The sequence below is a fragment of the Pseudomonas sp. ICMP 10191 genome, from assembly GCF_001467335.1.
Lineage (GTDB): Bacteria > Pseudomonadota > Gammaproteobacteria > Pseudomonadales > Pseudomonadaceae > Aquipseudomonas > Aquipseudomonas cerasi.
In genome coordinates this window covers 187,806-211,891 of the sequence record NZ_LKGW01000002.1, presented here as the reverse complement: position 1 = coordinate 211,891, position 24,086 = coordinate 187,806, and the positions used below count along the sequence as shown (strand labels likewise).

General features: G+C 59.5%; 19 protein-coding genes and 2 pseudogenes. 14 read left to right on the top strand and 7 right to left on the bottom strand.

Annotated elements, in window-relative coordinates; all coding sequences use genetic code 11:
- Window positions 1–1,853 (top strand): DNA cytosine methyltransferase (locus tag AO388_RS02215; protein WP_058416001.1); only part of this gene is annotated, 1,853 nt, incomplete at its 5' end.
- On the opposite strand, the gene AO388_RS02210 is transcribed toward AO388_RS02215, so the two are convergent.
- Complete coding sequence (locus AO388_RS02210; protein ID WP_058416000.1) at window positions 1,850–2,326, bottom strand: hypothetical protein; 477 nt, start codon at window positions 2,324–2,326, stop codon at window positions 1,850–1,852. The genes AO388_RS02215 and AO388_RS02210 overlap by 4 nt on opposite strands.
- 182 nt (window positions 2,327–2,508) lie before the next feature.
- Between AO388_RS02210 and AO388_RS02205 the strand changes: the two genes are divergently transcribed.
- Complete coding sequence (locus tag AO388_RS02205; protein WP_058415999.1) at window positions 2,509–2,835, top strand: hypothetical protein; 327 nt, start codon at window positions 2,509–2,511, stop codon at window positions 2,833–2,835.
- Entirely contained in the window at window positions 2,832–3,476 is a 645-nt protein-coding gene (locus AO388_RS02200; protein ID WP_058415998.1) for a hypothetical protein, read from the top strand. The genes AO388_RS02205 and AO388_RS02200 overlap by 4 nt, the downstream gene beginning before the upstream one ends.
- 2 nt (window positions 3,477–3,478) lie before the next feature.
- Here the strand turns inward: AO388_RS02200 and AO388_RS02195 are convergent, their stop codons facing one another.
- Window positions 3,479–3,691, bottom strand: coding sequence for a hypothetical protein (locus tag AO388_RS02195; RefSeq protein WP_058415997.1), 213 nt, complete (start codon window positions 3,689–3,691; stop codon window positions 3,479–3,481).
- A 123-nt stretch (window positions 3,692–3,814) separates the two neighbouring features.
- Here AO388_RS02195 and AO388_RS29295 point away from each other — a divergent pair, with 123 nt between their 5' ends.
- From AO388_RS29295 to AO388_RS02175, 4 genes and pseudogenes are all read left to right on the top strand, one after another.
- Window positions 3,815–4,309 carry a hypothetical protein gene (locus AO388_RS29295; protein ID WP_063613798.1) on the top strand — a complete coding sequence of 165 codons (495 nt, stop codon included), beginning with the start codon at window positions 3,815–3,817 and terminating at the stop codon, window positions 4,307–4,309.
- A gap of 36 nt (window positions 4,310–4,345) precedes the next feature.
- Complete coding sequence (locus AO388_RS02185; RefSeq protein ID WP_020313061.1) at window positions 4,346–4,588, top strand: excisionase; 243 nt, start codon at window positions 4,346–4,348, stop codon at window positions 4,586–4,588.
- Complete coding sequence (locus tag AO388_RS02180) at window positions 4,569–5,672, top strand: phage integrase Arm DNA-binding domain-containing protein (protein ID WP_032672632.1); 1,104 nt, start codon at window positions 4,569–4,571, stop codon at window positions 5,670–5,672. Before AO388_RS02185 ends, AO388_RS02180 begins: the two co-directional genes overlap by 20 nt.
- A gap of 78 nt (window positions 5,673–5,750) precedes the next feature.
- Window positions 5,751–6,335: pseudogene (locus AO388_RS02175) on the top strand (response regulator); the annotation flags it as partial.
- 91 nt (window positions 6,336–6,426) lie between these two features.
- Here the strand turns inward: AO388_RS02175 and AO388_RS02170 are convergent.
- Window positions 6,427–6,771 (bottom strand): YggL family protein, encoded by a 345-nt coding sequence (locus AO388_RS02170; protein ID WP_003346101.1) that lies wholly within the window; start codon window positions 6,769–6,771, stop codon window positions 6,427–6,429.
- A 338-nt stretch (window positions 6,772–7,109) separates the two neighbouring features.
- Here AO388_RS02170 and dacB point away from each other — a divergent pair, with 338 nt between their 5' ends.
- Window positions 7,110–8,576 carry a D-alanyl-D-alanine carboxypeptidase/D-alanyl-D-alanine endopeptidase gene (gene dacB / locus AO388_RS02165; protein ID WP_003366890.1) on the top strand — a complete coding sequence of 489 codons (1,467 nt, stop codon included), beginning with the start codon at window positions 7,110–7,112 and terminating at the stop codon, window positions 8,574–8,576.
- Window positions 8,577–8,631: 55 nt separating this feature from the next.
- Here dacB and AO388_RS02160 read toward each other — a convergent pair whose 3' ends face one another.
- Window positions 8,632–11,022 (bottom strand): sensor domain-containing diguanylate cyclase, encoded by a 2,391-nt coding sequence (locus AO388_RS02160; protein ID WP_054081867.1) that lies wholly within the window; start codon window positions 11,020–11,022, stop codon window positions 8,632–8,634.
- A 202-nt stretch (window positions 11,023–11,224) separates the two neighbouring features.
- Window positions 11,225–13,477, bottom strand: a complete 2,253-nt coding sequence (gene rlmKL, locus AO388_RS02155; RefSeq protein ID WP_003433031.1) for a bifunctional 23S rRNA (guanine(2069)-N(7))-methyltransferase RlmK/23S rRNA (guanine(2445)-N(2))-methyltransferase RlmL — start codon at window positions 13,475–13,477, stop codon at window positions 11,225–11,227.
- Window positions 13,478–14,065: 588 nt separating this feature from the next.
- On the opposite strand from rlmKL, the gene rmf reads away from it, so the two are divergent.
- The gene (rmf, locus tag AO388_RS26920) at window positions 14,066–14,281 is read left to right on the top strand and encodes a ribosome modulation factor (RefSeq protein WP_002553055.1); all 216 of its coding nucleotides are present in this window, start codon (window positions 14,066–14,068) and stop codon (window positions 14,279–14,281) included.
- Between the two features lie 142 nt (window positions 14,282–14,423).
- Here the strand turns inward: rmf and AO388_RS02150 are convergent, their stop codons facing one another.
- Entirely contained in the window at window positions 14,424–15,455 is a 1,032-nt protein-coding gene (locus tag AO388_RS02150; protein ID WP_003433033.1) for a quinone-dependent dihydroorotate dehydrogenase, read from the bottom strand.
- Window positions 15,456–15,706: 251 nt separating this feature from the next.
- On the opposite strand from AO388_RS02150, the gene AO388_RS02145 reads away from it, so the two are divergent.
- Window positions 15,707–16,918, top strand: coding sequence for a CmpA/NrtA family ABC transporter substrate-binding protein (locus tag AO388_RS02145; RefSeq protein WP_003366879.1), 1,212 nt, complete (start codon window positions 15,707–15,709; stop codon window positions 16,916–16,918).
- A 14-nt stretch (window positions 16,919–16,932) separates the two neighbouring features.
- On the top strand, window positions 16,933–17,508 hold the full coding sequence (locus AO388_RS02140; RefSeq protein ID WP_003366877.1) for an ANTAR domain-containing response regulator: 576 nt from the start codon (window positions 16,933–16,935) through the stop codon (window positions 17,506–17,508).
- A gap of 59 nt (window positions 17,509–17,567) precedes the next feature.
- Here the strand turns inward: AO388_RS02140 and AO388_RS02135 are convergent, their stop codons facing one another.
- Window positions 17,568–18,815, bottom strand: a complete 1,248-nt coding sequence (locus AO388_RS02135; RefSeq protein ID WP_003433034.1) for a glycoside hydrolase family 68 protein — start codon at window positions 18,813–18,815, stop codon at window positions 17,568–17,570.
- A gap of 899 nt (window positions 18,816–19,714) precedes the next feature.
- Here AO388_RS02135 and AO388_RS02130 point away from each other — a divergent pair.
- From AO388_RS02130 to AO388_RS02120, 3 genes and pseudogenes are all read left to right on the top strand, one after another.
- A complete protein-coding gene (locus AO388_RS02130; RefSeq protein ID WP_003433035.1) occupies window positions 19,715–20,926 on the top strand; it encodes a nitrate/nitrite transporter in 1,212 nt (403 codons plus the stop codon).
- A 7-nt stretch (window positions 20,927–20,933) separates the two neighbouring features.
- Window positions 20,934–22,595, top strand: coding sequence for a bifunctional protein-serine/threonine kinase/phosphatase (locus AO388_RS02125; RefSeq protein ID WP_003366867.1), 1,662 nt, complete (start codon window positions 20,934–20,936; stop codon window positions 22,593–22,595).
- Between the two features lie 277 nt (window positions 22,596–22,872).
- Window positions 22,873–24,072 (top strand): annotated as a pseudogene (locus tag AO388_RS02120) (NAD(P)/FAD-dependent oxidoreductase); the annotation flags it as partial.
- Window positions 24,073–24,086: the final 14 nt, after the last annotated feature.

Below are 24,086 nucleotides of genomic sequence, written 5' to 3'. Positions count from 1 at the left end.
CCCACCACAGCCAGGCCGCCGGCGGTCAGCCGCGCAAGCGCGAGATCCGCAACCTGTCTTGGATCGGTTTGAAGTGGGCTGGCAAGAAGAAACCCCGCGTCATCAGCCTGGAGAACGTAAAGCAGATCCTGCAATGGGGTCCACTGGTGGCCAAGCGTTGCAAGACGACCGGGCGGGTCGTGAAGCTGGGCGGCGGCATTGCCGCACCTGGTGAGGTTGTGCCGGTCGATCAGCAGTTTCTGGTGCCAAACCCTGCCCGGCGCGGCCAGACATGGGCGGTGTTCGTGGGCGAGCTGGAGCGCCTGGGCTATGCCGTCGAGTGGCGTGTGATCCGAGCGTGCGACTTCGGTGCGCCGACCAGCCGGGAACGCCTGTTCATGATTGCCCGCTGCGACGGACAGCCGATCGTGTGGCCAGAGCCAACCCACGCCAAGCGCCCCGCCAAAGGCCAGAAGCCTTGGAGGACAGCCGCCGAGTGCATCGACTTTACCGACCTGGGCAAAAGCATATTCGGACGAAAGAAAGACCTGGCGCCGGCTACCTTGCGCCGAGTCGCCAAGGGCATGAAGAAGTTCGTCATCGACAACCCGGCACCGTTCATTGTGCCGATTGCGAACTGGTCAGGAGAGACGGTTCAATCGGCCAACGAACCGCTGCGCACAGTGACGTCATATCCAAAGGGCGGCGCTTTCTCGGTCGTCAGCCCAGTCATTGCGCCAGCGACCCACCAAGGCAGCGATCGCATCAACGATCCACTTGAGCCGCTGCCAACGGTGACGTGCGCCAACCGCGGCGAGCTGACATTGATCAGCCCTACCCTGATCCAGTCTGGCTATGGTGAGCGCGAAGGCCAACAGCCTCGCGTGCCGGGGATCGATCAGCCTCTGGGCACCGTTGTCGCTGGCGGCGTCAAGCACGCACTCGCATCGGCCTGCATCGTCCAGGCAGGTCACGGCGAAGGATCCGGCGCTACCAAACGCCGCTCCCATGGTGTGAACGACATTCTTGGCCCGGTCGGTACGGTTACAGCCAGCGGTGGTGGCCAGTCGGTCAGCGCTGCAGTGATGATTCAAGCCAACGGCGGATTCAACACCACTCACGCCAAAGGCGCTGACGAGCCCATGACGACAATTACCAATACTGGCAGCCAGCAGCAGCTGGTGACCGCGACTCTGATCACCAACACAACGGGCCACGGACCGACGAGCCTGGAAAGTCCGGTACCGACCCTGACAACTGGTCAGCACCACGCTCTTGTGGCCGCAAACCTGGTGCATCTACGCGGCAACTGTGATGCACGGGACGTGAACGATCCGCTGCACACCGTCAGCGCCGGCGGGCAACACCACGGATTGGTCACAGCGTTCATGGAGCGGCAGTTCGGTGCCAGCGTCGGTCAGCCTCTGGATGAGCCTGCGCCTACAGTTACGGCCGGTGGCGGCGGTAAAAGCTCTGTCGTATCGCTCAAGCTCTCCCCGGAGCATGAGGAAGGCGCACTGCGGGTCGCCGCGTTCCTGATCAGTTATTACGGGACCGAGAACGTCAGCGGTGCAGGCGAACCGGCACCAACCATCACGACCAAAGATCGCTTGGCGCTGGTCACCGTCATGGTAAAGGGCACGCCCTACGTGATCGTCGACATCTGCCTGCGGATGCTCAAGCCGTCTGAGCTGTACAAGGCGCAGGGATTCCCCGCCGACTACGTTATCAACCACGGCGCCGACGGCAAGCCGTTCACAAAAACCCAGCAGGTGCACATGTGCGGCAACAGCGTGAGCCCGCCGCCTATGGCAGCGCTCGCTCGAGCGAACGATCCGTGGCTTGCGGCTAACGAACAATCTAACGCCGCTTAGGGCAAGTCAGCAGAAACCAACAAAAGCTTGTGATAACTCTCATCATGCATATCAGTTACGACCGCATTTTCGCCACGAGCTTGGATAACTCCGAAAAACCTCCCGTCCATATCAAACAGGGCGCTGCAATGAATCTTATACAGCCGCTTGCCTAAGTAGTCGGTAATGAATCCGTCTTGATTGACCGAGCCAATGGAAACGGTGCCAGTTCGGCCTTCTGGGTAAACCTTGAAGCGGCGCTTTCCGTAGTCGTTGGCGACCCCCGTTTCTGCGTCAATGGGGACGGACAACAAATTGCCAATTTTCTGGAGGAGTGCAACCGCCTCTGGCACCAGCCAAGGCACCGGAGTGGGAGCGGTCCCAAGTCGAATTATTGCCGAGTTCAAAAGATCTTCAGATCCACTGACAGGGTGCTGGGCAGCCCATGCCAATGCATTTTCTGCCATGACAACTACCGGATTTTCACTGGTCATACCGCTTGCCTCAATAGTAAATATATTAACGCCACCCATTATGCGTATTCTTAGGAGTATCACACGAACCCTTCCCCTAAGTTTTCTACGCCCACTGTTGCATGCGCTGCGATTGATGCAGAGTTGATTTAACCCCTCTCCCCTTTTATACATGCTGCCGCGTGTGCGGCAAGGACGAAGTCATGCCCGAAGAAAAGCAGAAAGTCATTCAATTGCCGGTTGAGCGCGACCAGCATGGCCTATGGACCCACCCGGCTTGGCCGGATGACGGCGAAGAAAGTCAGCTCCCCTTTAGCTGGTTCGCCGAGCACGGCCTTGAGTTCGGCATCGTTGAAATGGAAAACGATGGACCAGAAGACGTGGTCGCGGCGTGGTTTGGCGAAGGAGAAAACGATTGCACCCCTTGGAAGCCTACCAAGCCCGCTGGAGACGGCTGGTTTATCTTCTCCATTCATGACAATGAAGAGGGTCCTATCTGTGTTTGGGTCAGGCCACTGGTGACGCCATGAGCCAAGTCAAAGAAAGACCGATCCTGTTCAGCGCGCCGATGGTGTGCGCCATCCTTTCGGGCCAGAAGACAGTCACGCGGCGCGTGCTTAAGGTTCAGCCGCACATTGATGTGAGCGGTAATTTCTGCGTAGGTGGGGCCAACTACGGGCAAGACATTTACGGCAAACCTATGACAAACCACTTTCTCAACAGTGACTGCCCGTACGGCCAACCCGGCGACCGTCTATGGGTGCGAGAGGCATGGCAGGCTGATGCGCAGGTTAATGAAGTAGCGCCGCGAGAGCTGAGCCATGGTGAGCCGATCCGCTACCCGGCAGATGGTGCCTCAAGGCAAACGGGATGCTCAATGATCACGCCGGGGAAAACTCGGCCATCCATCCACATGCCGCGCTGGGTAAGCCGCATTCTTCTGGAAATCACCGACGTGCGGGTCGAGCGCCTGCAAGAAATTTCCCGCAGCGACATCCGGGCGGAAGGATTGGAATGCCCGCCAGAACTGGCGAGCGACGACGTATCGCCGAATTATCGCGACTGGTATCCCGCTGCGTGGCGGGAACTGTGGGAATCAATCAACGGTGCCGACTCTTGGAATAACAACCCTTGGGTCTGGGTCGTCGAGTTCAAGCGCGTGAGGACCTGAGCCTACCGCACCATGAAAATCAGCTCTCCCCTGTCAGTCATCGCCATGCCGTACTTGAGCCGGCCCAGGTACTGCTCGTGCATTGAGTAGACCCGGTCATCGAGGATTCTGAAAATCAGGATCCTCCCCGACCATATGTTGCCGTCAGCGCCGCGCCGACCCAGCTTGGCGTTGTAAGGCCCGTAAACCTCGTTCGTGGCTGTGGTGCATTCCATGACCTCTCCTTGGTGCTGCACCAGCTCCTGCTGGCTGCATGGACCATAGCAGTGATCAGGAGTACCTGCCGGATACCCCCTTCCCTCCAGAGCCTGCCGGTGACCGGCGGCCTAGGAATCGATATGTCCGCAAACATTGAATACAACATGACCCGGAGCGATGCCACCGATCTTGCAGCTATTGCCCAGCTTGACCTTGCTATGCGGCGGGTAGCTCTGACCCGCTATCTTCAACTCAATGGCTCGCAGGGGCTGGTGGAATTCACGGCCCAACTGATTGGTCTTGCCAACTCGGTCGCGGAAAACTGCTCAGAGATGAGCGACCAGGTGTTAATTGAAGAGTGCGGCGTACACCCCGATAAGTTCACGAGCGTGAACCTGCCAACCATCATAGGTGCTTGCCAGGGCGTAATGATCGCCAGCAAGTGCGATCCCGCAGGCGCTTGCCACGGATGCGCCTACCGCCTTGGGTCTATTGCCAACCAATCGCCCATTACCACCTCCGATGCGGAATTTATGGCGCATGACCAGAAAGGATTCATGTGTCACGCGCACTTCGACGATCAAGGCGAGCCGACCAAGGTCTGCGTCGGTCACGCCAAAGCATCCAAATCCTAAGCCTTTCCGCCGCCCAGCGCGGCCCGGAGCAATATCATGAGCAAAGTTACCCTCGACGAGTGGGCGGCCGAACAGTTCCGGACGCCGCCCAGCCTGAACACCCTGCGCAAGTGGGCTCGCGAAGGCCGAATAGCGCCAGCACCCGTGAAGCATGGCCGGAGCTACTATGTAGAAGCCGAGGCGCAATACAGCGAACCCGAAAAACCGATTGTCCGTATTACGGGCGGAAGCCTGATCAGCCGAATAGAGAGTGCAAGAAATGGTTCCAAGGCCGCGTAACGCAGGGTCAAAAGACCTACCCCCTAACTTGTATCGGAAGACCGACAAGCGCAACGGGCACACTTACTACACGTATCGTGACCCGGTAACCGGAAGAATGTTCGGCCTGGGCAAGGACAAGGCGGCAGCGATTATGGAAGCTGTCGCCGCCAATCATGCAGACGTATTGAAGCCGACATTGGCGCAACGAATCGCAGAGCCAGTTGCAGTGGGCGACCGCACATTCGCTGATTGGCTCGGCGAGTACGACCTGATCTACACCGAAAGGGGCTTAAGCGCGCAAACGGTCAGGAGCATGAAAAGCAGACTCAAGACCGTAAAAAACGCTTTAGGCCAAAAGTCCATACGCAGTATCCGGACAATGGATATCGCGACATTTCTCGCCACGTTCTCCAAGGCCGGGAAAGCGCCGATGTCAAAAGCATATAGGTCGCTGCTTCGGGATGCCTTCAACGAAGCCATTGCTGCTGGCTGGTGTGACCTGAACCCCGTCGACGCGACAAAGGCCGCACGTTCAAAAGTAAAACGCGCACGTCTAAGTCTTGAACTCTGGAAAGCAGCTCACGCAGCGACTGACAGGACCTGGCTAAAGCGGGCGATGGAGCTTGCACTTCTCACAGGGCAACGCAGAGACGATATCGGATCGATGCTATTCAAGGATGAGCACGACGGCTTCCTGCATGTCATCCAATCGAAAACAGGCGCTCGACTGCGGATCAGCACCAGCCTCAGACTTGAAGCAATAGGCCTTGACCTCTCAAGCGTAATCAAATCGTGCAGAGACAGAGTGCTATCAAAGCATTTGGTGCATCACACACGAACTGTCGCCGTCGCAAAAGCGGGCACGCCAATAAAGCTGAACACTCTGACGCTTGCGTTCGCTGAGGCCAGGGACAGAGGTGCGGCAGCTCTCGGCATAGACCTGGGTGAGAACCCACCAAGCTTCCATGAAATGCGATCTCTGGCAGCGCGGCTTCATGCGTTAGAAGGCCGTGATCCTCAGAAGCTGCTCGGACACCGCAACGCAGCCATGACTGAAATGTATAAGGATGGTCGCGGGTCGGAGTGGATTGACGTGGCGTGATTCTTTTTAGGGATATATTGGGGGAGTTTTGGGGAAGATTTTAAGATCAATAAAATCAACCACTTACATAATCGTGGTGTCCCCGACTGCAACATGCCGATCATGAACGGCTACGACATGACCGCGGCTATCCGTGAACAGGAGCGCGCCTGCGAACGCCAACGCTGCCCGGTCTGGGGCTTCACGGCCAACGCGCAGCCCGACGAGATAGAACGCTGCCGGGCAGCAGGCATGGACGATTGCCTGTTCAAACCCATCAGCCTCTCGATGCTCAGCGAGCGGCTGGCAGCCATTGCCCCGCTGGCGCCCCCGCGGGCCCTGCCCTTCAGCCTCGACAGCGTCAGCAACCTGACCGGTGACCGTCCTGAAATGGTTGAGCGCCTGCTCACGCAACTGCTGCACAGTAACCACGAAGACCGGCTGTTGCTCGCCAGACTGATGCCGGAAAACAATCGTCAGAAAACCCGTGACCTGGCGCACAGGATCAAGGGCGCAGCACGGATCATCCAGGCTTCAAGGGTGGTCGACGCCTGTGATGCACTCGAACTGGCCTGCGAACCGGACACGCCGGATGAACAGTTTCGCACCTGCCAGCAGGCGGTCGAACTGGCCATGATCGAGCTTGAGGACGCACTGATGCTGCAACAGGCGAAGCCTGACTGAGCGAGCGCTGAAGACGGTATGGCGAGGGTATGTACGAAAGGGTGCGCGGGAACAGGCAAGGGAAGCAGGCGCTGGCCTGCTTCCCGCTACATCAGGCGGCCGGATTGATTTCTTTTTCCGGGTACCAGACGTCGATCAGCGGGCTGACAGTGACTTCTGTCAGTTCGCTGCGGCCCTTGAGCCAGGCTTCGACAGCAGCACGCTGCTCTTCGCTGACCGAGCCACGCTTGCTCAGGCAAACCAGACCGAAGTCGTCGCCGCCCACATAGCCAAGACCGTTGGCTTCCATTGCTTCTTTCAGGAAAGCGTCAAGGAAAGCATCGATTGCCTTGTCGTCCAGCTCTTGCTTGAAGTCCAGGTTCAGTTCGAAACCCAATTCCTGGAACTCGTCCACACACAGTTTCTTGCGCAGACGGCGGGAGCGGTTAGTGGCCATGGGACAATCCTCATCAATAAATATCGGGCGGCACTTTACCAGCTTGGCAATTTAAAAGCCCGACAATTACAGCGGGTGATGGATATCCGGCCTTGCAGCAGCCGCCGATGCCGAATCAATAAAAAATAGCATTTACCGGCTTACCCCCCGGTCACAAGCCTGCCCCGCTTGGGGCATAATGCGACTCGTTTCATGCGTGGCATTGCGTGTTACAAAAAAAGCCCGCCGCGCATTCACTACTATAGTTATCGAAATCGAATCGCCATTTGCAATAGTTACCGAGGGAATTCATCCATGCCCTCTTTTTCGTTTCCCTCTTTGCAGTAGGGTTTTAGTCAATGATCAAGTCGCTACGTCCATTGTTGCTCGCGTCACTTTTTTTGCCCCTGGCTCTGCCCTCCTACGCCGCCGTCATCAACACCACGCTGCCCCCCAAGGTTCAACAGGCTATGAAAGCCAGCAAACTCAGCGATGACGCACTGTCGCTGGTGATGTTGCCGCTTAACGGCCCGGGCACGCCGACCGTATTCAACGCCGACGTATCGGTCAATCCGGCTTCTACCATGAAGCTGATCACCACTTATGCGGCCCTGGAAATGCTCGGCCCGACCCATCAGTGGAAAACCGAATTCTTCACCGACGGCACTCTGAGCAATGGCGTGCTTCGCGGTAACCTGTATCTCAAGGGCGGTGGCGATCCCAAGCTGAATATGGAAAAGCTCTGGCTGCTGATGCGTGACCTGCGCGCCAACGGTGTACAGCAGGTGACCGGCGACCTGGTACTGGACCGCAGTCATTTTGTGCAACCGCAATTGCCGGTGTTCAACGATGACGGCAATGACGACAACAAGCCGTTTCTGGTCAAACCCGACGCGCTTATGGTCAACCTCAAGGCGCTGCGATTCGTGACCCGTAATGACGATGGCAGGATTCTGGTCTCGGTCGAGCCGCCGATTGCCAGCATCCGCATTGATAATCAGGTCAAGGCAAGCGCCTCGAAGCAATGCACCGGGGATGTGCGCTACAACCCGGTCACCCAGGCCGATGGCAGCGTCAACGTGACGGTCACCGGCCAGCTGGGCAATGGCTGCAACTCACAGACCTACCTGTCACTGCTGGACCATCCGACCTACGCGGCCGGCGCAGTGCGAGCCATCTGGCAGGAACTGGGCGGCACCATTCAGGGCAAGGACCGCGTTGGCGTGCTGCCCGGCAATGCCAAGTTGCTGGCCAAGGCCTTTTCACCGGACCTGGTGGAAGTCATTCGTGACATCAACAAATTCAGCAACAACACCATGGCCCAGCAACTGTTCCTGAGCCTGGGCGAAGAGTTCCGCAACGAAGCGGACGGTGACGACGGCAAGGCCGCGCAACGTGTCATCCGTCAGTGGCTGGCGAAGAAAGGCATCACTGCGCCGCATCTGGTCATGGAGAACGGCTCCGGGCTTTCGCGGGCCGAGCGTGTCAGCGCGCGTGAAATGGCGGTGATCCTGCAAGCGGCCTGGCGCAGCCCCTATGCGGCCGAATTCATGAGCTCGATGCCGCTGGCCGGCCTCGACGGCACCATGCGCAAGCGACTCAAGCGCACCCCGCTGCTGGGCGAGGCGCACATCAAGACCGGCACCCTGAATACCGTACGCGCGATTGCCGGCTTCAGCCGCGACAGTAACGGCAACACCTGGGCAGTCGTGGCGATCCTCAACGACCCGCGTCCGTTCGGCGCATCCTCGATACTCGACGAGGTACTGATCGATCTGTATCGACAGCCCAAGCTGACCAACACCACGGTCTCGATCCAGCAATAACCAATCGATACTGGCCATCAACAACAGACCCGCTGTCGCAGCGGGTCTGTCTTCATCAGCGTTGCTCGGGCTCGACCCGATCGCGACCGGCCTGTTTCGCCGCATAGACACCCGAGTCGGCGCGCAGCAACATCGCGTCGACACCCTCACCCTCGCGCCAGCTGGCGATCCCGAAGCTGCCCGTGACCACCTGATCGACGCCTTCGATAACCTGCTTGCGCAGTTCATCGCGCAGGCTCAGTGCCAGTTGATAGGCCTGGGCACCGCGCGTTCCCGGGCAGATCACCATGAACTCTTCGCCCCCCAGGCGGCAGAACACATCATCGCTGCGCAGCCGCTGGCTGATCTTTTCCGAAATGGCCTTGAGCACCTGATCGCCTGCGGCATGCCCGAAGCGGTCATTGATCCGTTTGAAGTGATCGATATCGAGCATGATGACCGACAGGTTACCGCCGTGCCGGTCGATTCTTTTCAGCTCGGACTGCATCCGGTCCTGAAAGTAGCGCCGATTATAGGCACCGGTCAGCACGTCAGTGACCGACAGCGCACGCAACTCCTGCTCGACGCGCTTGAGGTCGGTGATATCGGACACAAAGCCATGCCACAGCACGCTGCCATCGGCCAGGCGCTCAGGCGTCGACGCCGAGCGTAGCCAGCGCAAACCCTTGCGTGGCAGATCGACGCGGTACTCCTGACCCCACGGTGTCAGGTGTTTGGCGCTGATCAGAATGGAGCTTTTGACCCGTGTCAGATCCACCGGCTGTATGCGTTGCAGGATAGTTTCAGAGTCGCCCAGCAACTGCTCTTCATCCACTTCGAACAGCTCGCACATGCCGGCGCTGGCGTACCTGAAACGCGCGCTGCCATCAACGGCCAAATGGTACTGGTAAATACCGCCTGGGACTTGCGAGCCGAGCTTTTTCAGCAACTGCCCCTGCTCGGCAAGGGCCTGATTGACACGCTTGTGCTCGGTAACGTCGATGCACACGGCCAGATACCCGGTCCAGAGCCCCTGATCGTCACGCACCGCGGTGACCAGCATATTCACCACCAGCGTGCTGCCATCGCTGCGCTGCAGGGTCCACTCCTGCGAAGGGTGGTTACCATCCTGCACGGCGTCGAGAAACATCAGTTGCGAGGCGCTGATCGGTTGCCCGCGGCTTTTGCTCAAGCGGCTCGCTCGGGCCTCCAGATCAGCAGACTGATAAAAGTCCATGAGGCGAAACCTGCCCAGCACATCCTCCTGTGCATAGCCGAGCATTTTCTGTGCCCCGACATTGAACGTCTTGATCAGCCCGTCCAGATCGGTCGCGATGATTGCCACTTCTGTCGCCGCATCCAGCACACTGCGCAGTTGACCGTGCGCAGCCCTCAATTGTTGCTCGCGCTGGCGCAGCTCGCGAGTACGCTGCGCCACCCGTTGCAAGGCGCGCTGACGCTGGCTGATCAGGCTGTAGAGCAAGGCACTGAGCATCAGGCTCAAAAGTCCTCCAAGCCACAGCACCCGACCGGGCATCATGATCTGGTTATTCAGACTGAAAATCTGCGTAGGGCGAACCTCGACCAGATAATCCCTGTCGCCCAGGCTCAGCAGGCTGCTGGCGTACAGCTGATTGCGTATTGCGGGGAGCGGAGACTGGTAGACCTGCTCGGGCGTTTCTGGCGAACTGAGGTCGAGCATGGTCACGGCAAGGTTGTCCTGCTCCGCCGTTCCAACGTTCATCAATTGCGTCAGGCTGATCACTGCGGTGACGTAGCCCCTCAATTGCGGAACCGGCTGGCCAATCGAGAACACCGGTGCGACCAGCAAAATGCCGTAGGTATCGGACGGCTCCAGGGACAGCAGGCGAATACGAGGCGTTGCGACCGTTCGTTTCAGCAAGCGCGCACGCTCCAGAGCGGCACGCCGCACCGGCTCGGAAGCAATATCAAACCCCGCTGGCGTTGGAATGTTGCTGAGGGTCTGGATGAATCGAACCGGGAAGTATTCATTTCGCACGGCGGCGATTTTCAAGGCGCCGTTTTCATCCATCTCGCGTATGGCATACCCGGACGATCCTTCCTCACGCGACTGTCGTTCAAAGGCTGCACGCTCGGCCTGCAGCACCCTCGGGTTCCAGGCATACGCCTGGGTGCCAATCAGCAATGGCGCGACAAACCCGTCGAATTCGGACAGTTCAACCTGATGGGAGTAGATAAAGAAGCGAGCCAACGTGTCGAGCCGGGTGACCTGCCGGTCCAGACGCTCCTGCAGGCGACTGAAGCGCTCCGCGGCAACCATGTCGAAACGCTGACGCAACTGGCGCTGATACAACTCGTTATCGGCCAGCGCCAGCATGATCGTAAGTGCGGTACCGACCAGCAATACCAGAACCGCGATAAGCCACGCTGATCGCTGACCATTGATGAAACTCAGAATTCTCAGCTTGAACCGTTTCACTGTCATACACACAAACTCATGACGCCAACATACGGAAGCGTCAGGCTGGCTATGACTTCTGTTATAGCTATTCGCCAGTAATTTTCATAGGCTTATGGCGGTTTCAGGACGATCCGTTGGTCTGTCTGCACGGGCATGCAAGCGAGTGCAGGAGGTATCGCGAGGCGCGATGAACGGACCATTACCGATCAGTTCATCGCGCACCGGATCAGCTACGCGCCATGATTTTCCAGGCGCGGTGGATCTTGCCGTTACGGGCGAAGTCCTGATCGATGGTTTGCGCGGTAATGTCCTCGACCGCGTAACGCTGACTCAGGTTTTCATCAAGCACAAACTTGCGGAAGTTGTTGGAGAAGTACAACACGCCTCCCGGTGCGAGACGCGCCATGGCCAGATCGATCAGCTCGACCTGATCACGCTGGACATCAAAAATGCCTTCCATGCGCTTGGAATTGGAGAACGTCGGCGGGTCGATGAAGATCAGGTCGTACTCGTCGCGATTGGCCTGCAGCCAGGCCATCACGTCGCCCTGCTCGAGACGATTCTTGTCGGAGAAACCGTTCAACGACAGGTTACGACGCGCCCAGTCCAGATAGGTCCGCGACAGGTCGACGCTGGTGGTGCTGCGCGCACCGCCCTTGGCAGCATGCACACTGGCCGTCGCCGTGTAGGCAAACAGGTTCAGGAAGCGCTTGCCGGCCGCCTCGCGCTGAATACGCATGCGCATCGGCCGGTGATCGAGAAACAGCCCGGTGTCCAGGTAGTCGGTCAGATTGACCAGCAGCTTGACGCCGCCTTCGCTGACTTCCAGAAACTGGCCCTGGGCGCTCTGGCGCTCGTACTGCTTGGTGCCGCTCTGACGCTCGCGACGCTTGATCACTACGCGGTTCTTGTCGATGTTCAGGGCTTGCGGAATGGCCGCCAGCGCATCGAACAGCCGGGCTGACGCCTTTTCCGGATCGATGGACTTGGGTGCGGCGTATTCCTGAACATGCACCCAGTCGTGATACAGATCGATCGCCAGCGAGTATTCAGGCATGTCGGCGTCATACACGCGGTAGCAATCGATCCCCTCGCGACGTACCCACTTGCCCATCAGCTTGAGGTTCTTTTGCAGGCGATTGGCAAACATCTGCCCGCCTTCACTCAGGCGCGCCTGTTCGACCACCACCGGTTCCGGCTTGATCGGGTTGCCGTTCTTGTTGAGTTTGCGCTCAACGACTTCAACCTCGACCGGGTTTTCGCGTTCGATCTGACGCTGCTCGGGGGTGCGTCGCTCGCCGGTCACGAACTGGTCAGGCGTGACCTTGATCAGCAGCAGTTTGCACGGCAAGGCGCCGTTCCAGAACGAATACTGTTTGTGGCTGCGAATGCCCATGCGCTTGCCGAGGTCCGGCGCGCCGGTGAACACCGCAGCTTCCCAGTTAAGGCAGGCCTGACGCAGGCGCTCGCCGAGGTTCTGGTAGAGATACAGCAGGCTGGCTTCGTCACCCAGGCGCTCGCCGTACGGAGGGTTGCAGATCACCAGACCTTTCTGGTTCTGGTCGGGACGCGGCTCGAAGGTCGCGACTTCGCCCTGATAGACCTTGATCCAGTCACTCAGACCAGCACGTTCGATGTTGTTGCGTCCCGGCTGGATCAGTCGCGGATCAGCCTCGTAACCGCGAATCCACGAAGGTGTTTTGGCCAACCCGGCTTCTGCGCGGGCCAGCGCTTCGTCGTGCAGCTTGCGCCACAGCGCCGGGACGTGGCCCAGCCAGGCCGAGAAGCCCCAGCGTTCACGCTTGATGTTCGGGGCGATGTCGGCGGCGATCATCCCGGCCTCGACCAGGAACGTACCGACACCGCACATCGGGTCAGCCAGCGCGCCGCCCTCGGCAGCGATGCGCGGCCAGCCAGCACGAATCAGGATAGCGGCGGCGAGGTTTTCCTTCAGCGGTGCAGCGCCCTGCTGCAGACGGTAACCGCGCTGGTGCAGGCTATGCCCGGACAGGTCGAGAGACAGAATGGCTTCGCCGCGATCCAGGCGCAGGTGCACGCGCAGATCGGGGTTGATCTTGTCGACCGAAGGACGCTCGCCATTCGGAGTACGCAGCTTGTCGACGATCGCATCCTTGACCTTCAATGCACCGAAATGGGTGTTATCGATGCCCGAACCATGACCACTGAATTCCACCGCAATGGTGCCGTCGGATTCAAGATGATCCTGCCACTCGACATCCAGTACGCCATGGTAGAGGTCTTCGGCATCCTTCATCGGGAAGCGCTTGAGCACCAGTAACACGCGGTTGGCCAGTCGCGACCAGAGACATAGCCGGTAAGCGGTCTCCATGTCGGCAGAGCCGCGAATGGCTGAAGTGTGCTCGCGGGTCTCTTGCAGGCCCAGCGCAGTGGCTTCCTCGGCAAGCAGGCCTTCGAGGCCCTTGGGGCAAGTGAGGAAAAGTTCGTAGCGATCCGACATGTGTATTCCAGGGCCTGAGCCGTCTGCGGCGGGCAACGCATTGCCCTGCCAGATTTGAACAGGCGTCTTTCATGGAGAACGCCTGCGTGGCACGTGATGTGTGCCGGTCCACCGCATGATCCTGTCATGTCATTGCGGCAGTTCTGGCGCGTATTAGAACAGATATCAGGCAAGTCGATGTCGGCAATAAGGCACGCAATCAAAAGTGGTGTTTTGAAAAGTCACATTTGTGCAGCGCCGATCATGACCCTTCGTCGCTTAACCAGCCAAGGCATTGAGCCAGTATATGAGCCTGATAAGCGATTTCAATTAGCCTGCAAACGCCCATGTTCAAGGGGCTGCAGAAAAAATCATGGTTGAAACAGGTCATCGCTTATTGCTCGACAGACCTGAATGTGACGTGCTTATGACAAAACGATCATTCACACCGCCCTGCGCTTTGGTTAGAAATCGTCTCAGGTCATCGCCGCAATGGTTATGGCATCAAGGCCCGCGACGCCGGCAGCGGGCCCCAACGGCAGAAGATTCTGCCCGACCTCATCACGGGGTCTCAGGGATATTACAGTCAACAGACGAGGGCATTACCCTATGAGAAGACTTAAGCGTGATCCGTTGGAAAGAGCATTTTTACGCGGATATCAATACGGCGTTCATGGTAAATCCCGTGAGCTTTGCCCTTTTACTCTACCGTCAGTACGCCAGGCATGGATCAATGGCTGGCGCGAAGGACGCGGCGACAACTGGGACGGTATGACCGGCACTGCGGGCATCCACAGACTCAACGAACTTCACGCGGTCGGATGAGGCGATTCACATCAAAGACTTTCGGCCTCTGTCGGGCCACACACATGATTGACTGATTCACACCTGCACCATGCACGCCCGACCCGGGCGGCGGGCCAACGCCCAGGGGCTCTCTTGCAGAGCCCCTTTTTTTACCCCGGGCTCAGCGTGCGGCGCGAGGCATTGCCGCAATGGCATCCACCGACTCGCGAATCAGCGCAGGGCCCTTGTAGATGAACCCCGAATAGATCTGCACCAGACTGGCCCCCGCGGCGATCTTCTCGGCGGCGTGTCGGCCTTCGGTGATCCCGCCTGCGGCGATGATCGGCAGACGCCCCGCGAGCTCACCGGCCAGGACCTTGACGATGTGCGTGCTTTTTTCCCGAACCGGCGCGCCGGACAAGCCGCCTGCCTGATCAGCATGCGGAAGGCCTTCGACGCCTTGGCGGCTAAGCGTGGTGTTGGTGGCGATGACTGCGTCCATACCGGACTCGATCAGGGCTGCGGCCACCAGCACGGTCTCTTCGTCGGTCATGTCCGGGGCAATCTTGATCGCCAGCGGCACACGCCTGCCATGCCGTTGCATCAGCTCCTGCTGGCGCAGGCTCAGGGCCTGGAGCAGTTGCTTGAGCGAGTCGCCGAACTGCAGGCTGCGCAGCCCCGGCGTATTGGGCGAACTGACGTTGACCGTAACGTAGCTGGCATGGGCATAGACCTTGTCCAGACAGATCAGGTAATCGTCGACCGCACGCTCGACCGGCGTGTCGAAGTTCTTGCCGATATTGATGCCCAGAACGCCGCGATATTTTGCCGCTTCGACACGGGACACCAGGTTGTCGACACCCAGATTGTTGAAGCCCATGCGATTGATGATCGCCTCGGCGTTGGGCAGGCGGAAAATACGCGGTTTGGGGTTGCCCGGCTGCGGACGTGGCGTCACTGTGCCGATCTCGACGAACCCGAAGCCCAGTTGCGCGAAGCCATCGATGGCTGCACCATTCTTGTCCAGGCCGGCTGCCAGCCCCACAGGGTTGGGAAATTCAAGGCCCATCACACTGACCGGCAACTTCGCCGGGGACTTGCTCAGCAGGCCATTGAGGCCCAGCCGTCCGCCTGCACCGATCAGGTCCAGCGACAGGTCATGAGAGGTTTCCGGGGAAAGTTTGAACAGTAACTGGCGGGCCAGGTTATACATGGCGGGATGGGCTCGTGAGCAGCTGAATTCAGGGTGGCGATTATAGACGTGTGCGGGCCTGTCAGGCGAGGCGCGCGACAAACTTGTTGCTCGCCCCTCCCCGGCGATGGCATATGCCTTGCTTGAAACCGCTATCGGCACTCACTCCAACGGCGGAGCGGTGCATGGACAACGGCGTCGCTTCGACACTTGCATTGCAATGGGTCGGACGACGCCTTTTTTCTGGACGGACCTTTGATGAAGCACGCGCGATGAACGAACGAACCGGTAATGCGCTGGACTGGGTGGCCGGTAGCGACGCCCCGGAAATGAACAGCCTGGACGTGGGCTTCATGGCATTGACCGACTGCGCCCCGCTGGTGGTCGCGGCCACTCAGGGTTTCGCCCAGCCTTACGGCCTGAGCCTGAACCTCGAGCGTCAGACCTCTTGGGCCGGGCTGCGCGACAGGCTGGTCAGCGGGCAGTTGCAGGCGGCACACAGCCTGTACGGTCTGATCTATGCGGTGGAACTGGGCATCAGCGGTGGCCCGGCGGCCGACATGGCCATCCTCATGGGGCTCAACCAGAACGGCCAGTGCATCAACCTGTCCCGCGAGTTGCAGCAGGCGGGCGTGATCACTCCTGAAGCACTGGACAAACGCGCGCACCAAAGCGGATCAAGGCTGACCTTCGCGCAGACCTTCCCCACCGGCAACCACGCCATGTGGCTCTACTACTGGCTGGCCAGTCAGGGCATTCATCCGCTCGATGATGTGACCAGTGTCGTGGTGCCGCCCACGCAAATGGCGCAACACCTGCAGGCTGGGCGCATCGACGGTTTCTGCGTCGGCGAACCCTGGGGCGCCAGCGCCGTTCAACAGCAACTGGGCTTCACCATGGCGACCAGCCAGTCGATCTGGCCGGATCACCCGGGCAAGGTGCTGGGCTGTACCCGTGAGTTCGTCGAGCAGAACCCCAATACCGCCAGAGCGCTGATCATGGCCGTACTGGAAGCGAGCCGCTTCATCGAGGAAAACGATCATAACCGGCGCAGCACCGCACAACTTCTCAGCGGTGCCGATTACCTGGACACCTCAGTGGACTGCATCGAGCCGCGCCTGCTCGGTCAGTACAGCGACGGTCTCGGCAATCGCTGGCAAGACCCTCACGCGGTCAGCTTCCATGCCCAAGGACAGGTCAACTACCCCTGGCTGTCCGACGGCATGTGGTTCATGACCCAGTTCCGACGCTGGGGCCTGTTGCGCGAAGACCCGGATTACCTGGCGGTCGCCAGTCGCGTCCAGCGACTCGACCTGTACCGTCAGGCGGCCAGCGCGCTGGGCATCGACGTACCCGCCGCAACCATGCGCAGCAGTCAGCTGATCGATGGCAGGATCTGGGACGGCAGCGATCCGGCGGGCTACGCGCGTAGCTTCAAGCTCCATTCGCTGGCCGACGACGCGCCCGCTGTGGCCAGTCGTTGACGGAGAACGTGACCATGCTGCGTATCCTGCTTATCAATGACACCGCCAAAAAGGTCGGTCGCCTCAAGTCAGCCTTGATAGAGGCCGGTTTCGAAGTGATCGACGAATCCGGCCTGATCATCGACCTGCCCGCACGCGTCGAAGCCGTGCGCCCGGACGTCATCCTCATCGACACTGAATCGCCAGGTCGCGACGTGATGGAGCAGGTGGTGCTGGTCAGCCGCGACCAGCCACGTCCCATCGTGATGTTCACCGACGAGCACGATCCAGGCGTGATGCGCCAGGCCATCAAGTCCGGGGTCAGCGCTTATATCGTCGAGGGGATTCAGGCACAACGGCTGCAACCCATTCTGGATGTGGCAATGGCCCGCTTTGAAAGCGATCAGGCGCTGCGTGCGCAATTGCATGCCCGCGATCAGCAACTGGCCGAGCGCAAGCGCATCGAGCTGGCCAAGGGGCTACTGATGAAGATGAAGGATTGCAACGAAGAAGAGGCTTATACGCTGATGCGACGTCAGGCAATGAGTCGTCAGCAGAAGCTGATTCAGGTGGCCGAGCAGATTATCGCAATGAGCGAACTGCTGGGCTGAAGCCAGGAAGAACGCCTGCCCGCACAGGCGTTCTTCACCGTTTACAGAGGCGCAGCCTGTCAGCTCAACTGCACATCCTTCATCGCCGGGACGTAGCCGTAGTCATACTCTTCCTGCACGAACGAGCGGTCGCCCTTCAACAGGATTCTGACCGTCGGCGCCTCGGTGCCGCCGATACGGTAGTCATCGCCGCTGGTGGGCACGCTGTCGATGAACGAAGTCACCAGGCCGTTGGGCATCACACAGTGGGAGTACGTCTGGAATGGCTGTGCAGGCGGATTGCCCAGCACCAGTCCGGAAGCGTTCATCGGCCGGTAAGGCCCGAACAAATGCTCGCCCACAAAACCGTAAACGCCGTCCGGCCCGGTCACACCGTCGGCATACGTAAACTTGTGACTAATGGTGAATAAATAATACTTGCCGTCCTGAAAGACATAATGCGGACGTTCAGTCTGGTCATTGACGCCCACCGCAGTCACCAGTGGCGGTAGTATTTCCCACTCTTCTCCGCTGAGATCTTTCGCAACTGCCAGGCCGATACAGCCCACTTGAAAACGCGCACCCCCCACTTCTTCATGGCCGGGTGGCACCGGGCCAAGTTCTGCAGCGCCAACGGTATGCGTACCGCGTTCACCGGCCACATTACCTTCAAAGACCATATACAACTTGCCATCATTGGGATCAATAAACGGACTCGGGTCGCGGAAGTTCCACGTCGAGTTCTGCGCCTCGGTTTGATAATAAGTGCCGTCGGCCTCGAACAGTTTTTTGACCTGGGTAAAGTCTTTCAACTCCACGCCCTGATCGGACGTCACAATACGGCCGCGCACTTTGGCAATGGTCGCCCCCGGTGTCACGCAGGTGTAGTAAAGATCGATATCACCCTTGTCATTCAATAATACCGGTGTGCCCGCCCACTCACGGGTGGTGGGCGACACGCCTTCGGCCATGACCCGGCCACCGAAGATCCAGTTCTTGCCGGTGCGCGAATACCAGTAGCACATGCGCGCCCGTCCATGACGATCCTCCCAGTCGCGCTTGATGTCGTAGCGGCCGTTGGCGCCGAGATACTGCGGGTCGTCGGGGTGGCGATCAGCCGTCAGTGTGACGATAACCGACCAGCCGTTGACTGAGACCACCGTGCCGTCAAGCTCTCGCAACGGCATGGTGTCCCAGATGAAGACCTTATCACTCATGACCGGAAAGTCCGCTTTTACCAATGGCTGCGTGGTGGTCGGGTCATTTTCATTGACCTTCAACGCATCGGCACGGGACCAGATGGTAGGTGCGTAATTGATGTTACTCATGATGATGTCCTTTGCTGGCGCCTGTACAAGCAGCGCGTATAGGAAGACAACACGGCAGGCATGCGTGCAATGCCGAGGTGCAGAGTGTGTCGGGCATTCAGGTGTCGAGGACAGCCGGACGCCGATAAAAGAGCGAGTAGCCGATGACTTCTTTCGAAGTAAGCATTTATCGAGATTGACTGGCAAACTGCAACTACAGATTACCGGATTGAAAAGTGAAACCACCTTTTTTAATAAGCGTCACACGTCGCAACAGAAGCGATGCTCTCAGAGATGCCACGCAAAGTAAATTAAATATTTACAGCGTTGCTATCGTACAACGGTGAGAGCTGCGCATTAAATTATATATATTAAGGCCACCATAGCTGCGTATCGAAACAGCATCACAATGACAGTACTTACACGCAAAACTGATGGCACATTAAATAATATTAAATAGTTTGAACTTTAATAAAACATACTTAAACCCTGTTAACTGCCTGTTTCTGTTGACTGATACGGACTGTGCAAGCCGTTATCTGGCTTTTCGCCGCCACGCCCTTTTTTGCAGCGCGTCTGATGGCCCACGCCCGGTTCGAGGTCATACATCAGTCTGCTCGCAGTCTCTGAAAGCCATACAACCTGCCTGCAACGTATGGCTGACGCGCCTGCACGACCATTGGCCCGTCTATTGCTAATGCAATCGCACCGGTAGCCAACGGCGGCTATCACCTTTTACGACAAAGACGTCGCTCATCTCTTTCCGCCCCGTGGACAGAGAGGCGACGTTTTTTGCGTTTTGGCCCCGGCGAAGGGGCCGGTGGAGTCGCCGTCATTCGGAACACTCCACCACAGCGTCTGAACCACCCGTGTCGCGGTCATGGCCCGACTGACTAACTAGCAGATGATGAGGTGTGCACATGGATACAAGCTTCTGGAAGGCAGGCCACAAACCGACCCTGTTCGCGGCCTTTCTCTATTTTGACCTGAGTTTCATGGTCTGGTACCTGCTGGGCCCACTGGCGGTACAGATTGCCACTGACCTGCACCTGACCACTCAGCAACGTGGCCTGATGGTCGCCACGCCGATTCTGGCGGGCGCGGTGCTGCGCTTTTTCATGGGCCTGCTGGCCGACCAGCTGTCGCCCAAAACCGCCGGAATCATCGGCCAGGTGATCGTCATCGGCGCGCTGCTGGGTGCCTGGCAATTGGGCATTCACACCTACGGCCAGGTGCTGGTACTGGGCGTGTTCCTCGGCATGGCCGGTGCTTCGTTCGCCGTCGCGCTGCCCCTGGCGTCGCAATGGTATCCGGCGCAGCACCAGGGCAAGGCCATGGGCATCGCCGGTGCGGGCAACTCCGGCACTGTACTGGCCGCGCTGATCGCGCCGGTGCTGGCCGCCAGTTTTGGCTGGGGCAACGTCTTCGGCCTGGCACTGATCCCGCTGGTTCTGACCCTGATCGCCTTCACCCTGATGGCCCGCAACGCCCCGCAACGCAGCAAACCCAAATCCATGGCGGACTACCTCAAGGCGCTGGGTGACCGTGACAGTTGGTGGTTCATGTTTTTCTACAGTGTGACGTTCGGTGGCTTCATTGGCCTGGCCAGCGCCCTGCCCGGCTATTTCAACGACCAATATGGCTTGAGCCCGATCACTGCCGGTTACTACACCGCTGCCTGTGTGTTCGGTGGCAGCCTGATGCGTCCGTTGGGTGGTGCGCTGGCCGACCGTTTCGGCGGGATTCGCACACTGACCGTGATGTATGCGGTTGCCGCCATCGGCATTGCCGCCGTGGGCTTCAACCTGCCGAGTTCGTGGGCAGCACTGGCGCTGTTCGTGGCCGCGATGCTGGGCCTGGGGGCCGGCAACGGCGCGGTGTTCCAGTTGGTACCGCAGCGCTTCCGCAAGGAAATCGGGGTCATGACCGGCTTGATCGGCATGGCCGGTGGCATCGGTGGCTTCCTGCTGGCGGCGGGCCTGGGCAGCATCAAACAGAACACCGGCGACTACCAGTTGGGTCTGTGGCTGTTCGCCGGCCTGGCGATACTGGCCTGGTTCGGCCTGCTGAACGTCAAACGTCGCTGGAGAACCACCTGGGGTTCGGCCGCGGTCACGGCGGCCCGGGTCTGAAGCGCCGATGACCCTGCAACTGCAGTTCGCTCAATTCAGCGCCAGCGGACCGCGAGCGGAGAATCAGGACGCCGTGCGCCTGGTCACGCCAGTCCCGGCACTGGCGGCCAGCAAGGGCTATCTGTTCGCCCTTGCCGACGGCGTCAGCCAATGTGCCGACGGCGCACTGGCCGCGCAATCGACCCTGCAGGCGCTGGCCCTCGACTATTACGCCACGCCGGAAACCTGGGGCGTGGCGCAGTCCCTTGATCGCCTGCTGCTGGCGCAGAATCGCTGGCTGCTGGCCAACGGCCTGTTGACCACCCTCAGCGCTCTGGTACTGCGTGGCAGGCGTTTCACCCTCGCCCATGTCGGCGACTGCCGGGCTTACCGCTGGCACACCGGAACGCTGAAACGCATCAGTGAAGATCACGTCTGGGAACAGGCCGACATGCAGCATGTGCTCAAACGTGCGCTGGGCCTGGATCAGTACGTGGTCATGGATTACCTGGACGGCGAGCTGTGTGAAGGCGAACGCCTGCTGCTGGTCAGCGACGGCGTATGGGCGGCACTGGGCGATGCAAGTATCCGCTCGATTCTGGGCGAACAGCACGACCTCGACGCGGCGGTGAAAACCCTGGTCAGCGCGGCGCACCTGGCCGGCAGTCAGGACAATGCCAGCGCCCTGCTGATTCAGGTCGACACGCTCGGCGAGGACGATCTGGGCGATACGCTACTGCAATTGCAGCAATGGCCGCTGCCACCCGCACTCAAGGCCGATCAGACATTCGAAGGCTGGAAAGTCGTCAGCATCGTGGCGCAATCACGCCAGTCCATCGTTTATCGAGTCACCGATATCAATGAGCAGCCCTGGCTGCTGAAGACCCTGCCAGCCAGTCGTCATGACGAGACCGGTGCCGGTCAGGGTTTACTGCTGGAGGAGTGGTTTCTGCGTCGGGTCGCCGGGCGTTTTTTTCCCGAGATACACCCGCTGCCAGACCGTCAGCATCTGTATTACGTCATGCGCGAGTATCGCGGGCACACACTGGCCGAGCGCTTCACCGACAAAGGGCCGTTGCCGCTGGCCCAGTGGCAGGACTTGGCCACCCGACTGTTACGGGCCACGGGCCTGCTGCATCGACGCAACATCATCCATCGCGATATCAAACCGGAAAACCTGCTGCTGGCCGACGACGGCGAGTTGCGCCTGCTGGATTTCGGCCTGGCGTTCTGCCCGGGCCTGTCGGCGGTCAACACCGAAGACCTGCCCGGCACACCCAGTTATATAGCACCGGAAGCCTTCAACGGCGCCGAACCGCATCCGCAACAGGACCTGTACGCAGCAGGCGTCACCTTGTACTACCTGCTGACAGGGCAATACCCTTACGGCGAGATCGAAGCCTTTCAGCACCGTCGCTTCGGCGCACCGATACCTGCCAGTCGTTATCGACCGGATCTGCCGCAGTGGCTGAGCCAAAGCCTGGACAAGGCACTGCACGCCGACCCGAGCCAGCGTTATGAAACCGCCGAACAGTGGTTGCTGGAGCTGGAGCAGGCCGAGCATCGTCCGCTGGTGGCAAAGCCGCGTCCGCTGCTGGAACGCGAACCGCTGAAAGTCTGGCGAACACTGGCGTTGCTCTCTCTGCTGTTCAACCTGATGCTGGTGATCTGGTTGATGGGCCGCCACTGAGCCCTTGCGCCCCGCTTCTGTGCAACGCGCCTCAACGCAGTGCAGAAAGCGCCAGGGTTATCGACTGCACACCGCGCAGGCTGGCAAATCCGAGTTGGCACAAGCGCTGCATGGTCACTGGCAGATAATTCATAACACGCCGCCCTCAACGATGAAGGCTGCGTCTCCCGAGCGAACGGGACCGGACAAAGGCGTCCTCGTCAGGCCACTGACGGGACGCCTTTTTTTTGTTTGCGCGAAACGTGTCGAGCACGCGCTGCAGTGACTCGGAGGCAAGATGACCAAACTCAAACTGGTGATGATCGGCAACGGCATGGCCGGCGTGCGCACACTCGAAGAGTTGCTGAAACTGAGCGAAGACCTTTACCACATCACGGTCTTCGGCGCCGAGCCACACCCCAATTACAATCGCATTCTGCTGTCGCCGGTACTGGCCGGCGAGCAGAATTTCGAAGACATCGTGCTCAACGACCTCGACTGGTACGAACGCAACGGTATCCAGTTGTTGCTCAACCGTCGCGTGGTGAAGATCGACCGCATCAGACGCCTGGTGATCGCCGATGACGGCACCCAGGCCCATTATGATCGGCTGCTGATTGCCACCGGTTCGCGGCCGTTCATACTGCCGATCCCGGGCAACACGCTGAACGGTGTGATCGGTTATCGCGACATCGGCCACACGCGGCAGATGATCGACACCTCCGTCACGCACAAACGCGCAGTCGTCATCGGCGGCGGACTGCTCGGCCTGGAAGCGGCCAACGGCTTGAGCCTGCGCGGCATGCACGTGACGGTGGTGCATAACGGCCAGACGCTGCTGGAGCGCCAACTGGACAAGACCAGCGGGCGCATGCTGCAAGCGGCGCTGGAAAAGCGCGGCCTGAGCTTTCGCCTCGACGAACAGACCAACGCCTTGCTCGGCGATGATCAGGGCCGGGTAACCGCGGTGCAATTCAACAATGGCGACAGGATCGACGCCGATCTGGTGGTCATGGCAGCAGGCATACGGCCCAACACCGAATTGGCCGAGCAAGCCGGCCTGCCCTGCAACCGTGGCATTCTGGTCAATGACACCTTGCAGACCTACGACCCGCGCATCTACGCGATTGGCGAATGTGTCAGCCACCGTGGCATCGCCTATGGGCTGGTGGCGCCGCTGTTCGAGCAGGCGCGGGTCTGCGCCAACCACCTCGCGCAACTGGGCTTTGCGCGTTATCCGGGCTCGGTCACCTCGACCAAGCTGAAAGTCACCGGTATCGACCTGTTTTCCGCCGGGGATTTCCTCGGCGGTGAAGGCACTGAAAGCATCACCCTTTCCGACCCCATCGGCGGTATCTACAAGAAGCTGGTAATAAAGAACGATGTACTGGTCGGCGCCTGCCTGTACGGCGACACCGCCGACGGCAACTGGTACTTGCAGCAGATCCGTGATGGCCAGGGTATCGACGCCATTCGCGACCACCTGATGTTCGGCAAACCCGTTGCTCCAGA

Coding starts and splice junctions, on each gene's coding strand:
- AO388_RS02135 (WP_003433034.1), bottom strand. CDS start 18,815: ATGAGTAACATCAATTACGCACCTACCATCTGGTCCCGTGCCGATGCG.
- rlmKL (WP_003433031.1), bottom strand. CDS start 13,477: ATGTCGGATCGCTACGAACTTTTCCTCACTTGCCCCAAGGGCCTCGAA.
- AO388_RS02200 (WP_058415998.1), top strand. CDS start 2,832: ATGAGCCAAGTCAAAGAAAGACCGATCCTGTTCAGCGCGCCGATGGTG.
- AO388_RS02205 (WP_058415999.1), top strand. CDS start 2,509: ATGCCCGAAGAAAAGCAGAAAGTCATTCAATTGCCGGTTGAGCGCGAC.
- AO388_RS02125 (WP_003366867.1), top strand. CDS start 20,934: ATGACCCTGCAACTGCAGTTCGCTCAATTCAGCGCCAGCGGACCGCGA.
- AO388_RS02180 (WP_032672632.1), top strand. CDS start 4,569: ATGGTTCCAAGGCCGCGTAACGCAGGGTCAAAAGACCTACCCCCTAAC.
- AO388_RS02130 (WP_003433035.1), top strand. CDS start 19,715: ATGGATACAAGCTTCTGGAAGGCAGGCCACAAACCGACCCTGTTCGCG.
- AO388_RS02195 (WP_058415997.1), bottom strand. CDS start 3,691: ATGGAATGCACCACAGCCACGAACGAGGTTTACGGGCCTTACAACGCC.
- AO388_RS02210 (WP_058416000.1), bottom strand. CDS start 2,326: ATGACCAGTGAAAATCCGGTAGTTGTCATGGCAGAAAATGCATTGGCA.
- AO388_RS29295 (WP_063613798.1), top strand. CDS start 3,815: ATGTCCGCAAACATTGAATACAACATGACCCGGAGCGATGCCACCGAT.
- AO388_RS02170 (WP_003346101.1), bottom strand. CDS start 6,771: ATGGCCACTAACCGCTCCCGCCGTCTGCGCAAGAAACTGTGTGTGGAC.
- dacB (WP_003366890.1), top strand. CDS start 7,110: ATGATCAAGTCGCTACGTCCATTGTTGCTCGCGTCACTTTTTTTGCCC.
- AO388_RS02145 (WP_003366879.1), top strand. CDS start 15,707: ATGAACGAACGAACCGGTAATGCGCTGGACTGGGTGGCCGGTAGCGAC.
- AO388_RS02140 (WP_003366877.1), top strand. CDS start 16,933: ATGCTGCGTATCCTGCTTATCAATGACACCGCCAAAAAGGTCGGTCGC.
- AO388_RS02150 (WP_003433033.1), bottom strand. CDS start 15,455: ATGTATAACCTGGCCCGCCAGTTACTGTTCAAACTTTCCCCGGAAACC.
- AO388_RS02185 (WP_020313061.1), top strand. CDS start 4,346: ATGAGCAAAGTTACCCTCGACGAGTGGGCGGCCGAACAGTTCCGGACG.
- AO388_RS02160 (WP_054081867.1), bottom strand. CDS start 11,022: ATGACAGTGAAACGGTTCAAGCTGAGAATTCTGAGTTTCATCAATGGT.
- rmf (WP_002553055.1), top strand. CDS start 14,066: ATGAGAAGACTTAAGCGTGATCCGTTGGAAAGAGCATTTTTACGCGGA.